We start from the raw sequence: 15,742 nt of genomic DNA on the forward strand, positions 1-15,742 counted from the left end.
TTTGCTTTTGCTTTTGCTTTTGCTAGCCAATTATACTCTAAACTCTATTGTTTCCGCATCTTCTGTTTGATCTTGCCCATCCATATATGCAATAAGTCTTTCTAATTCAGCTTCAGAGGAGAAAGCAATTTCAATTTTTCCTTGTACTTTTTTGCCTGCACGGAATTTAATATTCACAGGGGACCCTAAGCTTAGTTTTAAACGGTCCATTAGGGCACGAACCTCTGCCGTATTTTGAGGTTTACCAGTCTTTGCTTTAGACGATTTATTTTGCATAGACTTAACAAGGGCCTCTGCTTGTCTAGCACTTAGCTCACCCTCTTTAATACGTTCAGCTGCTTCTATTTGTTGAGCTGCACTTCTTAACGCTAATAATGGACGAGCTTGACCAACCGTTAAATCACCTTCGATAAGATCCTTTTGTACAGAATCACATAATTTTAAAAGACGAACCATATTAGCAATATATGAACGGCTACGGCCAAGACGAGCAGAAATCATTTCTTGCGTTTGCTTATAAGTATCCATCAATCCTTGATAAGCCAATGCTTCTTCAATGGGATCTAATCCTTCACGTTGTAGGTTCTCTACAAGAGCAACCTCTGTCATTTCTTCGGTATTATATTTTTTAACAATAACTGGTACTGTTTTCAATCCAGCAATCATAGCAGCACGATAACGGCGCTCACCAGCCACAATTTGATATTTATTCTTTTGTTTACGAACTACAATAGGTTGGAAAATACCAAGATTCTTAATTGATTCAGCCAATGTAGCTAGACTATCTTCATCAAAACTTTTACGAGGTTGATCTACATTTGGAACTAGCTCAGAAATCGGTAGTTCATGTATCTCCTTATCAGGCAATACAGACTCTACAGAGTCAACCTTCATTAAATTCTCAAGGCCCTTCCCCAATCCAGACACTTTGCTTTTTTTGCTTTTAATTTCTCTTGGCATACAACTAACCTCTCTCGGACTTACAAATATTTACAAATTTAAAATATGTAAATCACAAAAACCACCAAAAACTACTTTACTTAGCATTAGATACCTACATATTACCAGATACTTATTACCTTTAGGTACTTACTTCGCTTTTGTGTTTATTGAGCTTTAATACTTATTTATCTCTAGTGCTTATTTAGTTTTAGATGCTTTAATTACCTCTTTAGCTAATTTCGTATATACATCAGCACCTTTGGATTTTGGATCATATACAATGATTGGCTCCCCATAACTAGGCGCCTCACTTAAACGTACATTACGAGGAATAATTGTTTTATATACTTTATTGCCAAAGAATTTTTTTACTTCATCGGCTACTTGAATAGATAAATTTGTGCGGCCATCAAACATAGTCAATAGTACGCCTTCAATTTCAAGATCCTTATTTGATGTTTGTTGTACAATTGTTATCGTTTTAACTAATTGACTAACCCCTTCCAATGCGTAAAATTCACTTTGAATCGGAATCAATACACTATCAGCAGCAGTGAAGGCATTTAATGTTAATAACCCGAGAGATGGTGGACAGTCAATGACGATAAAATCATATGTATCTCGTACTGACGCCAATGCTTTTTTCAACATTGTTTCACGTGAAACAACGGAAACTAGTTCTACTTCAGCACCAGCTAGTTGAATTGTTGCAGGCGCCACAAATAGGTTTTCAAGCATTGTAGGTTGTACAATATCAGCAATTGGTTCCCCATCAATTAGAACATCATGCACACAGAGCTCTAAATCATCCTTTTCAATACCTAACCCAGAACTAGCATTACCTTGTGGATCCAAATCAACCAGTAACACTTGTTTACCTGCATCAGCTAAACAAGCACTCAAATTTACTGATGTTGTAGTTTTACCAACACCGCCTTTTTGATTAGTAATAGCTATAACTTTGCCCACTTAATTCACCTCACATCTTCGTTCAAAATATTTCTTTTCCATTATAACATAAAACAATGCTAATTACGGTATTTATAAATCAAATTCTCATTAATTTTTTATCTACTATATTATTTTATTTATCTACTACATTTTTCCCACTTACATTTATATTACGCACATAAACTTATAGGTAAATAACTTCATTAATATAATTACAACACTTATTTTTTATTGTTTCACGTGAAACATAGCAATTTATTCCTTTACTATATAGTACAACACAAAATAAGAAAAATTACATCAAATGTTTTATAAGTTTTACGATTAAATGTTTCACGTGAAACATTTAAGGATTAAAATCTAACGCAAAAATTAAGTTATAAAATTAATAAAAAATTTTACAGTAAAAAATTATCATATTAATATAAATCTATACCAATAGACAAATATACACAAAATTATTTTATATCATCTTTTTTATTTATAGAACAACACCATTAGCGAAAGGTATAAAGTAATCAACTTTTGATCGGTAACATTATATATAACAATAATATACGAAATGTAATTTACTATACTAATATTAATATACTTATATACTCATCACAAACTATTAGATTATATTTAACAAATTGTTTCACGTGAAACATTAAGATTAACATTAAGTACATAAAAACTTCATCGACAATAACTTTTACGATCAAAAAATCATTTTGATATAACTTTAAACTATACCTATATACTACTAAATTATATGAGAATACAGACCCCATATACTTTGACAGGTATTATTCATATCTATATACTATTAGTTAGATAGTAATTAGATTGATAATCTTAAGAGTCTAGAAAAATCACTCTATAAGATTTATATATACAATTAATAACAGTAAGCACACGCTCTACGGACACGCAGAGCTTTTTATTTTGAAGAGGAGGCGTTTCTATGCCCATCTATAACGGAATGCTTCCTGCCATCGATAAAGCAGAAGTAAAACGATACGCAGGACTTCGTCACGCTGAGGATTTCCCACAAAACTATGTTGACGAAGCATGTAAGGAAATCCAATTATTGGCTACACCTAGGGGTGTATATCAAGAATATGATTACGATGCAGAAACAAAAACAATTTTAAGCAATCCACCGCTTAAAATTGAAGGGTCTATCATTGAAAAACATCTAGAAAAATCTACTAAAGTATACGTATTAGGTGTAACAGTTGGAGAAGATGTAGAAATTCGTAGTGAGCAGTTATTTAAACAAGGTAACTATACGGTAGGCTTATTACTTGATGCAGCAGCCACAACTGCTGTAGAACAGGTAGCTGATCAGGTAAACGAAGTAATCAATACAATTGCTAAAAAACAAGGCTATAAGCCAACTTGGCGTTTTAGCCCTGGTTATGGCAACTGGCCACTAGAAATTCAACCACAATTAGCTAAAATTATCAAAACAGAGATGATTGGCTTACAAGTAACAGAGAACTATTTATTATTCCCACGTAAGTCTGTAACGGCTATCATCGGTTTAATGCCAGCAAACGAAGATATTAAAACTAAACGAGGCTGTACATCTTGTTCACAACAAAACTGTGCATCTCGAAAATTACCAGAGAAGGCAACAGTCAACACCCAAGATGGGGGAGAAGAGGAAGGTAGTAAAACCACTGCCGACATTTCTGGTATTGCCATGAAGGGGCAACCAATACAATAGTGTTTCACGTGAAACATTGTAATTTAGGATGTTAAAGGAAGATGTTTATGTATATATTTGACGGTGCTATGGGCACAATGCTTCAAGCGGCAGGCTTAGAAGAGGGCTATTGTCCAGAGCTATTTAATATTGAAAGACCAGAAGTAGTAAAGGATATTCATGTTCAATACTTACAACATGGCAGTGATGTAATCACTACCAATACATTCGGTGCTTGTGGTCTTAAATTAGAAGATTATGACTTGCAGGATCGCGTAAGAGAAATCAATATTGCAGCTGTGAAGGTAGCAAAAGAAGCCATTGCAGAGAATAAACCAACTGCTCGTGTAGCAGGTTCTATGGGTCCTACAGGTCGTTTTTTACAACCATTAGGCAATATGAGCTTTGACTCCATCTATGATACATATCGTGAACAAGCCGAAGCATTAATCGAAGGTGGCGTTGATTTTATTATCATTGAAACTATCATCGACGTACAGGAAATGCGTGCCGCTTTATTAGCTTCTTTAGATGCTCGTGAAGCAGCAGGAAAGACAAAGGATGATGTACAAATCATTTGTCAATTTTCTTTCAGTGAAGACGGTCGTACTATTACAGGTACACCGCCAGCAGTAGCAACTACTATTGTAGAAGCTATGGGGGCTGATATCATTGGTATCAACTGTTCCCTTGGGCCTGAGCAAATCACACCTCTTATCGAAGAGATTGCAAGCGTTACAAATTTACCAATAAGCTGTCAGCCAAATGCCGGTATGCCTCAATTAATAAATAAACAAACTGTATTCCCACTTTCAGCTGAAGAGATGGGGCCTTTGATGCTTCTAATTGTTGACGCTGGTGCAAGCTATGTTGGCGGCTGCTGTGGTACAACACCAGCTCATATTCAATCTATTTCCGATGCTGTGAAAGCTCATACGCCAAAAGAACGCGCCCACATTGCACCTAAAACAATTATTACAAGCCGTACTAAACTTTTAGAATTAGGCCATCATACAAAACCACTTATCATTGGCGAACGTATTAATCCAACTGGCCGTAAAGTCCTCGCTCAAGAATTGCGCGATGGCTCTTTCATCCGTGTTAAACGTGATGCGTTGGATCAAGTAGAAGCTGGCGCAGATATCCTCGATGTAAACATGGGCGTAGCTGGCATGGATCAATCACCCTTAATGGAACGTGCCATTTTCGAGTTATCCATGCTCGTAGAAACACCATTATCCATTGACACATTAGACCCAGTAGCTATGGAAATAGCGCTTAAAAACTATCCAGGTCGTGCCCTCATCAACTCTGTAAATGGGGAGGAGGAGTCTATTACGCACGTAATGCCTTTGGCTAAACGGTATGGTGCAGCATTGCTTTGCTTGCCAATTTGTAGTGGTGACTTACCTGAAAAAGCAGAAGATCGCGTTGCTTTAGCTGAAAGTATCGTAAATCGTGCTTACGGTTATGGTCTTCAACCACATGACTTATTACTCGATCCATTAGTATTAACACTTGCCAGCGGGGAAGATAGTGCACGCCAAACATTGCGTACGCTACAATTATATAAAGAAAAATTTGGCTTCCCAACAGTAATGGGCTTGTCCAATATCTCCTTCGGCATGCCTCAACGTCCATATTTGAACGGCCAATTCTTAACTATGGCCCTTGCATGTGGCTTAACAACACCGATTATGAATCCACTCAATTATCCAGCCAAAAAAGCATTTGTATCTAGTACTACCTTACTAGGCTGGGACCCAGGTTCTGCTGAATTTATTAAAGAATACGGCTATGAAGACGAAACTACCGCTCCTGGTAACTCTGCTCCTAAAGGGCCAGATAAAAAGTCCTTCGATAGTAATGATCCTTTAGCCAATATTCGCGCATGTGTAGAACAAGGCGAAAAAGAGGCTATCATTGATCTTGTAAAAAAAGCCTTAGCAGATGGTATCGATCCATTAGATCTTACGAAAAAAGGCTTATCGGAAGCGATGAACGTAGTAGGGGATAAGTTTGGTTCTGGTAAGTTATTCTTACCACAAGTAATGCTTGCTGCTGAAACAATGCAGGCTGCTTTCAACACCATTAAAGAAATTATTCCTGCTAGTGAAAGTTTAGATAAAGGCACCGTTGTCGTGGCTACAGTTAAAGGCGACATTCACGATTTAGGTAAAAACATCGTAGCAGCATTGCTCGAAAACAATGGCTACAAAATCGTCGACCTTGGTAAGGACGTTGATCCAGAAGTGATTGTACAAGCCATTAAAGATAACAAGGCTGCCCTCGTTGGCATCTGTTCCTTGATGACGACTACAATGCCACAAATCGACAATACTATCGCTGCTATCCGTGCAGCAGGCCTTAAAACTAAGGTCATGGTTGGTGGCGCTGTAGTATCTCAAGACTACGCAGACCAAGCAGGTGCAGATATCTACGCTAAAGACGGCATCGCTGCTGTTAACCACGCTAACGACTTTTTTGAAACACTAGAAAAATAATTTATAGTAACGAGGTACATGATGACATTAAGAGAAAAACATCAACAAGGGCAGTTCACCATTACTGTTGAATTGGATCCTCCTAAAAGCAGTTCTGCAGAAAAGACCTTCGAACAAGCAGCCCGTTTGAAAGGGAAGGTGGATGCTATCAACATCGCTGATAGCCCTATGTCCAAAATGCGCATGAGCCCAATTTCTCTTTCTTATTTGTTACAACATAACAAAGAAATTGAAACTATTTTCCACCTTACATGCCGCGACCGTAATATTATCGGATTGCAATCCGAATTACTCGGTGCAGCAGCTTTGGGCGTGCATAATATTTTAACACTCACTGGTGATAAACCAGATAATGGGGACCATCCATTTGCACAATCCGTATTTGAAGTCGACTGTATGGGACTACTCAACATCGCTAAAACATTAAATGCAGGCAAAGACCTTGCAGGTAATGACCTAGACGCACCTACAAACTTCTACATCGGTGCAACTGGTAATCCTGGTGCTCTAGATTTAGAGATTGAACGCCAAAAATTAGCTGCTAAAATTCAAAATGGCGCTCACTTTGTACAAACACAACCAATTTACGATTTAGAACAGGCAAAACGCTACATTGACAAGATGTCTGAATTCGATGTACCTATCATGCTAGGTTTGATTCCACTTAAAAGCTTTAAAATGGCTACATACCTCCATGAAAAAGTGCCTGGAATTAACCTTACTCAAGAAATCTTGGACCGCATGGAAAAAGGTGGTAAAGAAGCGGGTACAGAAATCGCAATCGAAACACTTGAACAAATCAAGAAAATAGCAGCAGGCGTACATATTATGCCTTTAAATGATATCGATACAACATTATATATTATTGATCACGTATAAAGTCATTCTGAGATTAACATATAACACCTTTCCCACGACCTCCATAGTGAACTAAGTCGTTCTTAGGGAAAGGTGTTATATGTATCTTTATCTCCGCCTCATATAGTGAACAAAATATATAATTTTGTCGTAAACGATATCATTTAATAGATATAGGGTGGGGGAGGGAATCCAAACTAATTCGTTACTAAGAAAAGGAAAAGAGGATGCAGATCTAAGATTTGCATCCTCTTTTTATTTATGTAGCATGGGGTTTAGTTATATTAATTTATATTAGTTTCTACGCCTAAATCATCAACTGCTATACTAACGGTTTGTCTTTGATTTCTTTTGGTTTTCGTGGATATTGTTTTGGTGTTTTTCCAATTTTCTTTATATACACGATTGCTCGTTTATCCTCTAAGGTTGGCAAAGTAACGGTTCTTACTTCTTCGATAGTAGCTTTTAGTTTGCTAAGGGCTTTATTAGATTCTTTAACTTCTTCTTCGTAGATAGCGCCTTTTAAAGCAACGACGTAGCCACCTTCTTTTACATATGGCACAGTCCATTCTAAAAGAATCGGCAAGCGTGCCACGGCACGGCTCGTAGCAATATCGAAGCTTTCACGGTAATCTTGATGACTCAAATCCTCCGCACGTCCGTGTAAGGTAGTACAGTTCGTCAGGTTTAGTTCATCTATAACCGATTCCAAAAAGGTAAGCCGTTTTTTCAAAGAATCAAACAGGGTAACCTTGAGGCTACGGTCATAGATAGCCAATGGAATACCAGGAAAACCTGCACCGGTACCAACATCGATAATCGTCATGCCAGATTTGATAATTTCAGAATCATAACAGGAGAGGGAGTCAATCATGTGCTTAACCACGACCTCTTTCATATCCGTAATACCCGTTAAATTGAGATATTTATTTGTTTCAATCATATGCGCATAATACATGTAAAAGTCTTTTGCTTGCTCTTCCGTACAAGGCAAGCCAAAATGACTCATTTGCTCCATCATGTACGAAACAAATTCAGACTGAGGTGCTATAGGCACATCGTATTTTTCTTTCATAAGTACTCCTAATGAATTGTCTAATATGTATAGGACAATAAAATCTGTAGGAAATATCTTTTAAAATCTGTAAGAAATATCTTCTAAAAAGTTCATATAAAATGCATGTTATTACATACTATTTTATTTACTTCTGTTGTATTGTTCGAGTTGGATTAACAGAACAGATACGTCCGCAGGGGATACGCCAGAGATACGGCTTGCTTGGCCGATGGAGTGAGGGCGAATTTTGTTGAGCTTTTGTTGAGCTTCAAGGGAAATACCCTTGATTTGTGTATAGTCCCATTCTTTTGGAAGAATTTTTTCTTCTAGTTTACGAACCTTATCGACTTGCTCCATTTGCTTTTTGATATAACCTTCGTAGGTAATGGAAATGTCGACAGCTTCCTCTACGTCAGGTGTATAGCGTTTCAAACCAAATGCATCGGCTACGATGGCGTAAGAGAGTTCGTTACGTTTTACTAAATCATAAGCGTGAATACCTGTTCTAATAGGTGCTGTACCTAAACTTTCAAGCAAAGCTTGTGTTTCCTTGGATGGATTGACAGGTGTATTTCGTAACATATCCATTGCTTCTTCGATAGCAGCTTTTTTAGCTGTAAATTTAGCCCAACGATCATCTTTTACAAGACCGATTTCACGGCCTTTTTCCGTAAGACGCATGTCTGCATTATCTTGACGAAGCAATAAGCGGTATTCACTGCGGCTTGTCATCATGCGGTACGGTTCATTTGTACCTTTTGTTACAAGATCATCGATGAGAACACCGATGTACGCTTCAGAGCGAGCAAGGATGAACGGTTCTTTACCTTCAAGCCACAATGCTGCGTTGATACCAGCCATGAGGCCTTGAGCAGCCGCTTCTTCATAGCCAGATGTACCATTGGCTTGACCTGCAGAGTAGAGGCCTTCAATATGTTTCACTTGAAGTGCTGGTGTCAATTGCGTTGGATTCAAGCAATCGTATTCGATAGCATAGGCAGGGCGCATAATTTCAACATTCTCAAGTCCTGGAATAGTACGCAAGAACGCATATTGTACATCCATTGGAAGAGATGTACTCATGCCTTGAACGTACATTTCATTTGTGCCTGTACCTTCTGGCTCTACGAATAATTGATGGCGTTCTTTATCGGCAAAGCGCACTACTTTATCTTCGATGGAAGGGCAGTAACGAGGGCCTACGCCTTCAATTTTTCCACTATACATAGGAGCGCGGTGAATATTGCTATGAATGATTTCGTGCGTTTCTTTGTTAGTATAGGTCAACCAACATACATCTTCATTACGGTTAATCCATTCATCCATGAAGGAAAATGCGTGATGATGTGCATCGCCTTCTTGAACTACCATATTTTCGAGGTTTAAAGTACGTTTATCTACACGTGCTGGTGTACCCGTCTTAAAGCGCATCAATTCAACACCATTATCGAGCAAGGATTGAGAGAAATGTTCCGCTACGCGTTGACCATTTGGACCGCCCACATAATCGATATCGCCGATGAGGATTTTACCTTTCAAATAGGTACCTGTACAAAGAATAACAGCCTTAGCGCCATAAAATTCACCAAGCTCCGTAACGATACCTGTGACCTTGCCATCCTCCACCTTAAGCTCTGTCACCATGATTTGCTTAACATTAAGATTATCTGTATTCTCCAATGTTTGTTTCATCAAATGTTGATATTTAATCTTGTCGGATTGACAACGCAAAGAATGAACGGCAGGTCCCTTACCCATATTGAGCATACGCATTTGAATAGCCGTAGCGTCCGCATTGATACCCATTTGACCGCCTAATGCGTCAACTTCGTAAACAAGATGGCTTTTACCAGGACCACCCACGGCAGGGTTGCACGGCATAAGCGCAATATTATCTAAACTGATGGTCGCCATCAACGTGCGATGACCCATGCGGGCAGTAGCGAGAGCCGCCTCACAACCAGCATGACCACCGCCGATGACGATGACATCATAATTATCTACTGTGTACATATCAATTAAATTCCTTATATTTGTTACTTATCTTATTGTGAAAGTTTAAATCATTTCCCTAGACAAAAACGACTGAATAGTTCGTCGATCATGGATTCTCGGATTGTATCGCCTGTGATGTCGCCTAGTAGTTCCCAAGCGCTACGCAAGTCGGTAGCTACAAAGTCTACTGGCATGCCCATATCAATGGAGGAGAGGGCTTGTTCGACTTGTACCTTTGCTTGTTCCATAAGGCTAATGTGGCGCACGTTACTAATCATGGCGCTGTTGTCTTGTTTTACGCGACCGCCGTAGACGAGTTCTTGCACCCATTTGGAAAGAACTGCAGAGCCTTCGCCTTCTTTAGCACTGATGCGTTCTATGGCTGTAAAGGTGCCGTGTTCTTTAATATTTTCATCTGTAACGACTTGTGCCACGTCGGACTTATTGAGGAGTACGATGGTATTTAAACCGCTCACAGAGGTCAAAATTTCGATTTCTTCAGGGTTTAACGGAGTAGATCCGTCAATAACGCAGAGCACGATGTCTGCTTTGTTGATATAATCACGAGCACGCTCCACACCAAGGGCTTCTACCGTATCTTGTGTATCCCGAATACCTGCCGTATCGATGAGGCGTAGAGAAATGCCTTCTACGGTCATATATTCTTCAATGCTGTCCCGCGTCGTCCCCGGAATATCCGTTACGATAGCGCGGTTTTCGCGCAAAAGAGCGTTCATGAGGCTCGATTTACCTGCATTTGGACGACCCACAATAACCGTCGTAATACCATCTCGAATGAGGCGACCTGTATTCGCTGTGGACAAGAGATCATCCATGGCTTTCAAAATAGGCTGTAATTGATCACGAACCTCTTGGCTCGTTACGTCCTCGATATCCTCCTCAGGATAGTCGATGGTTACCTCTAAATGAGCAATCATGGCGATGAGCTGTTCTCGCACATCTTTCACAAAGGATGAAACAGTCCCATCTAGCTGTGCCACAGCGAGGGAGAGAGAGTCCTCCGTTTTCGCTTCAATAATATCAATGATCGCCTCCGCTTGGGTGAGGTCGATACGTCCGTTCATAAAGGCACGCTTCGTAAATTCACCGGCCTCAGCCATGCGTACATTGTGATTGACGAGCAATTTTAGAATTTGTCGAACTGGCACAATGCCGCCGTGACACTGAATTTCCACTACATCCTCTGCCGTGTAGGAATGAGGACCTTTCATTAATAACACAAGAACCTCGTCGATGGTCTTGTTAGTTGCAGGGTCCACAATGGTCCCATATTGTATCGTTCTATTTTGGCGGTCCATCAAAGGAACGGTGCCAACGCTCTTGAACAGGCTATTTACAATAGGAAAACTATCCTTGCCGCTGACCCGAATAATACCAACCCCACCGATGCCGGGCGGTGTCGCAATGGCCGCTATTGTATCATCTATATACATACATATCTCCGTATTTCGATTATCTAGTATTTATTTTTGTATATGTTCTTCGCCTGTGAAAGTTAAACTAAACTAATCTTTGCATGCGAAGATTAACTTAGGTTAGCTTTCACCATAACCTAAAGAATAAAGGGAACAGCCCTCAAGCAACCGAGGATATCAGTTACTTGAAAGCTGCACTACTATATTTTATTTTTTGTACGAAATCACAACGTGACGGAATGGTTCATCCCCTTCACTGTTGGTAACAACGTTTTTATCCCCTTGAAGGGCAGTATGAATGATTTTACGTTCAAAAGCATTCATCGGTTCTAAGGAAACCTTTTGACGGTTACGTTTCACCTTAGAAGCCAAACGTTTCGCGAGATTTACCAATGTTTCTTCTCGGCGAGAACGATAGTTTTCCACATCTACCACGATATGGCAGTGGCCAGATACATCCTTGTGAGCCACGAGATTTGTTAAGTATTGAATAGCATCCAAGGTTTGACCATGTTTGCCTATCAAAATACCTAAATCTTCGCCATGTACTTGGAATGTAATCTTGTCTTTGGTCATCATCTTTTCGATAACCACAGTAAGGCCCATTTGTGTAAACATATCATCTAGGAATTGTTTACCTTTTTCAGCAATTTCTTGTTGATCTTCTTTTGAAAGTTCTTTTTTAGAAGGTTTTTCCGTTACAGTACTTTCAGAAGTTTCAACTGCTATATCTTGTACTTCTGTTTCGCTTGTTGCCACTGGTTCGGAAGCAATAGCTACAGATTGTTCTTCTGCGTTAGCTACTTCTTTTGCAGTAGCAGATTGAGCCAAAGCAGTGAAGAATAAGCGAACAACTGCTGGTTTACGACCAATGCCTAAAAATCCACTAGAAGGTTGTTCTAAGACTTTAGTTTCTACCAATTCTTGGCCTTCAGCGGCTAATTGAGCTACACCTTTAGCAATGGCATCTTCAATGGTTTTAGCAGATACATCGATAAATTCCATAATTGCCTCCTACTTAGCGTTCAAATTTTTGTAAATGAAATGCTGTTGAATCAATTGGAATACGTTAGAAACTACCCAGTAGATAACGAGACCAGATGGGAAGCTCAAAGAAATGTAACCAATGAATAAAGGCATAAAGATTGTCATAATCTTTTGTTGTTGCGCAGCTGCACCAGTTGCACCATTACTAGTTTGACGAGACATAACCCATGTGGATAATGCACTCAAAATAGGTAAGATATACATTGGATCTGGATCGCCAAGGCTAGGCAACCACAAGAATTGTACAAAGTTTGGATCGTATGGGTAATCTTTCAAAGCCCAGTAAATCGCGATCAAGAATGGCATTTGTACCAACAATGGCAAGCAACCAGCCAATGGGTTAACGCCCATTTCTTTGTACAATGCACCCATTTCCGCTTGCAGTTTTGCAGGATCGTTTTTGTATTTATCTTGCAATTGTTTCATGCGAGGCTGCAATTCTTGCATAGCCTTCATGGATTTGATTTGCTTAACAGTAAGTGGTGCCAAAATCGCTTTAATAACGATTGTTAAAAGGATAATAGCCACACCGTAGCTTGGATAACCTATCATTTGAGTCAATTGGAACGCATAAGTTACCAATGTGCTCATTAAATCAACGATAGGTTGGAAAATACCACTTAAAAAGTCCATTGTTTCTCCTTTTTCATACAGTCCGAAATCGTCCTTTGCGCATCTATATATCGTTATGGTATGGTCTAAATTTCATCCATACAGATGCTCAGGTATTTCCAAAACTGTGCTCGATGGTTTTTGTGAAAGTAACTTTCACAGAACGCATCCAGCCTAATCCCACGTGGGTTAGGGAACTGGATCGTAGCCACCCTTATGGAAAGGATGACAGCGAAGAATGCGTTTTAAACCCATCCAGCTACCTTTCAAAGGACCATATTTTTCGATGGCCTGCAGAGTATATGTGGAACATGTCGGATAATAACGGCAACATCCAGGTTTTAAGGGAGATATGGCGAGCTGATAAAACCTAATTAAAAGTCGTAAAAGCATGGTTATACAGCGTTTCATGGAAACCTCCATATACACAAAAAGGACCAAAGCCTCTAACTTGTGGTCCTATTTATTATTTTGTATCAATAATTTGCTTTTCCGCAAGAGATACAAAATCTCCTTTTCCGCTTTTTCGTAGGTAGCGTTTTTCAGAGGGCCACGTCCAACAATTACGATATGATACCCTTCGCGAATGGCATGCTGATTGAGGCGATATACCTCTTTCATCAGGCGTCTAGCTCGGTTGCGCTCCACTGCACAACCAACCTTTTTGCCTGTTACAAAACCAATGCGCGTAGGTTGCTTTGCCACGGGCATACGATACAGTACACACATACGGCCTACTTCGTATTTTCCGTGCTTATACACAAGGCGATATTCATTATTGTGCGTCAGTCGTCTTGCTTTATCAAGGCAATAATCCATATGCATTGTCCTTAAGTCCTAAGAATAGAAAAACTTGGCAGCAGCGCCAAGTTTTTTCTCCTGCCTAACAGCTATTATATTATGCAGATAAGCGTTTTCTGCCTTTTGCACGTCTTCTTTTCAAAACGAGACGGCCACCAATAGTTTTCATGCGTTCACGGAAACCATGGGTACGTTTTCTCCAAAGAGTATTTGGTTGGTAAGTACGTTTCATTAGTAAAACACCTCCTCGTCATTCTGTATTGTTTTACTTATACCATAACAGGGTAATTATAGAGGTAAAACGTAAATTTGTCAATATAATAAAGGGGTTCTGCTGTGAGTTCTTGTATTTCTGAAAATAATTCTACTACACATTTTATCCTGTAATTGATGTTACGTTTCCAGGGGGAGGAATATAGGGCTCCTTCATCGCTCCATACTCATCGTAAAGTCGCTCAAAAGGACCCTATATTCCCTCCTAAGGCAACCCTAATTTCACCTTCAACACCACTGCACGATGTAAACGTAACATCAATATCAGCATACAAGAACTCACAACCTTAATTTTTTTATATTAGACAAATTTACATTTTAATCTCTAGTTGAAGAGAGGGGAGGAATAGATGTGGTTTTCTCCCTCCATACTCATCGTAAGTCGGTCAAAAATCCATATCTATTCCTGCTCCTAACACACTCTAATGACTACTCATACACCTACCACCAGTATAAAAAGTAGTATCAGTTTTTATAGGAAATCTAAAAGTCTTTCAGAATACAGATCTAAGATTTAACAAATCTTACCTTTTAACCTCTTGAGGAGAGAGGAAATAGGAATAATTGATGTTACGTTTCCAGGGGGAGGAATATAGGGCTCCTTCATCGCTCCATACTCATCGTAAAGTCGCTCAAAAGGACCCTATATTCCCTCCCTAAGACAACCCTAATGTCATCCTCAACACCACTACACGATGTAAACGTAACATCAATTTATCAACATACAAGAACTCACAATTCAAATTTTTTTATACTTTGGCAAATTTATGTTTTTATCTCTATTTGAAGAGAGGGGAGGAATAGATGTGGTTTTCTCCCTCCATACTCATCGTAAGTCGGTCAAAAATCCACATCTATTCCTGCTCCTAACACACTCTAATGATTACTAATACACCTACCACCAGTATAAAAAGTAGTATCAGTTTTTATAGGAAATCTAAAAGTCTTTCAGAATACGGATCTAAGATTTAACAAATATTACCTTTTAACCTCTTGATAGAAAAGGGGGACAATTGATACTATTAATTTCCTCTGACTTCTCTCCCCGATTTTCATTTAAGTTGTGTTGATAACGTTTTATAAACAGATCTAATGTAGATTGATAGAAGGTATATCTATTACTTTTTTGGTTATATGTATAAAAATCATAAAATTATATGGTTGGAGGAGGGGAAGTGAAACTACTTTTTGAGCGACTTGCGTCAGGATGGAGCGATAAAAGTAGTTTCACTTCCTATCCCAAAAGTAATAGATATACCAAGAGAAAATTAAAATATACATTATAAACAGTTTATAAAAGTTATCCACAGATTGAATGACAAATTACTTATTTTTTGGTACAATCATACTTGAAATTAGGGAAAATTATATATTTTTATAAGTTTTTGATGGATAACTTTCGAGGTTATCCACATTTTTTCTCTTTTAATCTATAAAAACTAAAAAGTCAGTAATTATCTATATAAAATAGACTTTTATTTTTACTTATTCACAGGTTATACACAAGTTATTCACAGGAATAATATGTTTTTCCACAGCTTTTACAATGGTTATACACATTATTCCTAAAGTT

At 38.7% G+C, this 15,742-nt stretch carries 13 protein-coding genes; 3 read left to right on the plus strand and 10 right to left on the minus strand.

The window, feature by feature from the left end; all coding sequences use genetic code 11:
• Nucleotides 1-30: 30 nt before the first annotated feature.
• A complete protein-coding gene (locus ACGHIY_RS09660) occupies nucleotides 31-960 on the minus strand; it encodes a ParB/RepB/Spo0J family partition protein (RefSeq protein ID WP_390525521.1) in 930 nt (309 codons plus the stop codon).
• A gap of 180 nt (nucleotides 961-1,140) precedes the next feature.
• Nucleotides 1,141-1,911, minus strand: coding sequence for a ParA family protein (locus ACGHIY_RS09665; protein WP_008714559.1), 771 nt, complete (start codon nucleotides 1,909-1,911; stop codon nucleotides 1,141-1,143).
• Nucleotides 1,912-2,839: 928 nt separating this feature from the next.
• On the opposite strand from ACGHIY_RS09665, the gene ACGHIY_RS09670 reads away from it, so the two are divergent.
• Genes ACGHIY_RS09670 through ACGHIY_RS09680 form a run of 3 tightly spaced genes read left to right on the plus strand, consistent with a single transcriptional unit; the run spans nucleotide 2,840 to nucleotide 6,969 of the window.
• Complete coding sequence (locus tag ACGHIY_RS09670; RefSeq protein WP_004698043.1) at nucleotides 2,840-3,607, plus strand: hypothetical protein; 768 nt, start codon at nucleotides 2,840-2,842, stop codon at nucleotides 3,605-3,607.
• Nucleotides 3,608-3,654: 47 nt separating this feature from the next.
• Nucleotides 3,655-6,090, plus strand: a complete 2,436-nt coding sequence (locus ACGHIY_RS09675) for a homocysteine S-methyltransferase family protein (protein ID WP_390525522.1) — start codon at nucleotides 3,655-3,657, stop codon at nucleotides 6,088-6,090.
• Nucleotides 6,091-6,111: 21 nt separating this feature from the next.
• Nucleotides 6,112-6,969 (plus strand): methylenetetrahydrofolate reductase, encoded by an 858-nt coding sequence (locus tag ACGHIY_RS09680; RefSeq protein WP_270279136.1) that lies wholly within the window; start codon nucleotides 6,112-6,114, stop codon nucleotides 6,967-6,969.
• 301 nt (nucleotides 6,970-7,270) lie between these two features.
• Here ACGHIY_RS09680 and rsmG read toward each other — a convergent pair whose 3' ends face one another.
• The 8 genes from rsmG to rpmH form a co-directional block, all read right to left on the minus strand.
• Nucleotides 7,271-8,023 carry a 16S rRNA (guanine(527)-N(7))-methyltransferase RsmG gene (gene rsmG / locus ACGHIY_RS09685; RefSeq protein ID WP_118091167.1) on the minus strand — a complete coding sequence of 251 codons (753 nt, stop codon included), beginning with the start codon at nucleotides 8,021-8,023 and terminating at the stop codon, nucleotides 7,271-7,273.
• 123 nt (nucleotides 8,024-8,146) lie between these two features.
• Nucleotides 8,147-10,018, minus strand: coding sequence for a tRNA uridine-5-carboxymethylaminomethyl(34) synthesis enzyme MnmG (gene mnmG / locus ACGHIY_RS09690; RefSeq protein WP_195213407.1), 1,872 nt, complete (start codon nucleotides 10,016-10,018; stop codon nucleotides 8,147-8,149).
• A gap of 50 nt (nucleotides 10,019-10,068) precedes the next feature.
• The gene (gene mnmE, locus ACGHIY_RS09695) at nucleotides 10,069-11,454 is read right to left on the minus strand and encodes a tRNA uridine-5-carboxymethylaminomethyl(34) synthesis GTPase MnmE (RefSeq protein WP_004698026.1); all 1,386 of its coding nucleotides are present in this window, start codon (nucleotides 11,452-11,454) and stop codon (nucleotides 10,069-10,071) included.
• A 189-nt stretch (nucleotides 11,455-11,643) separates the two neighbouring features.
• The gene (gene jag / locus ACGHIY_RS09700; RefSeq protein ID WP_004692949.1) at nucleotides 11,644-12,441 is read right to left on the minus strand and encodes an RNA-binding cell elongation regulator Jag/EloR; all 798 of its coding nucleotides are present in this window, start codon (nucleotides 12,439-12,441) and stop codon (nucleotides 11,644-11,646) included.
• A 9-nt stretch (nucleotides 12,442-12,450) separates the two neighbouring features.
• Nucleotides 12,451-13,116 (minus strand): YidC/Oxa1 family membrane protein insertase, encoded by a 666-nt coding sequence (locus ACGHIY_RS09705; RefSeq protein ID WP_004692948.1) that lies wholly within the window; start codon nucleotides 13,114-13,116, stop codon nucleotides 12,451-12,453.
• Between the two features lie 168 nt (nucleotides 13,117-13,284).
• The gene (gene yidD / locus ACGHIY_RS09710; protein ID WP_012865047.1) at nucleotides 13,285-13,506 is read right to left on the minus strand and encodes a membrane protein insertion efficiency factor YidD; all 222 of its coding nucleotides are present in this window, start codon (nucleotides 13,504-13,506) and stop codon (nucleotides 13,285-13,287) included.
• 48 nt (nucleotides 13,507-13,554) lie between these two features.
• Entirely contained in the window at nucleotides 13,555-13,914 is a 360-nt protein-coding gene (gene rnpA / locus ACGHIY_RS09715) for a ribonuclease P protein component (protein WP_278460830.1), read from the minus strand.
• Nucleotides 13,915-13,993: 79 nt separating this feature from the next.
• A complete protein-coding gene (gene rpmH, locus ACGHIY_RS09720; RefSeq protein WP_004692946.1) occupies nucleotides 13,994-14,128 on the minus strand; it encodes a 50S ribosomal protein L34 in 135 nt (44 codons plus the stop codon).
• Nucleotides 14,129-15,742: the final 1,614 nt, after the last annotated feature.

Origin of the sequence: Veillonella parvula (assembly GCF_042850485.1) — a bacterium.
GTDB lineage: Bacteria > Bacillota > Negativicutes > Veillonellales > Veillonellaceae > Veillonella > Veillonella parvula_Q.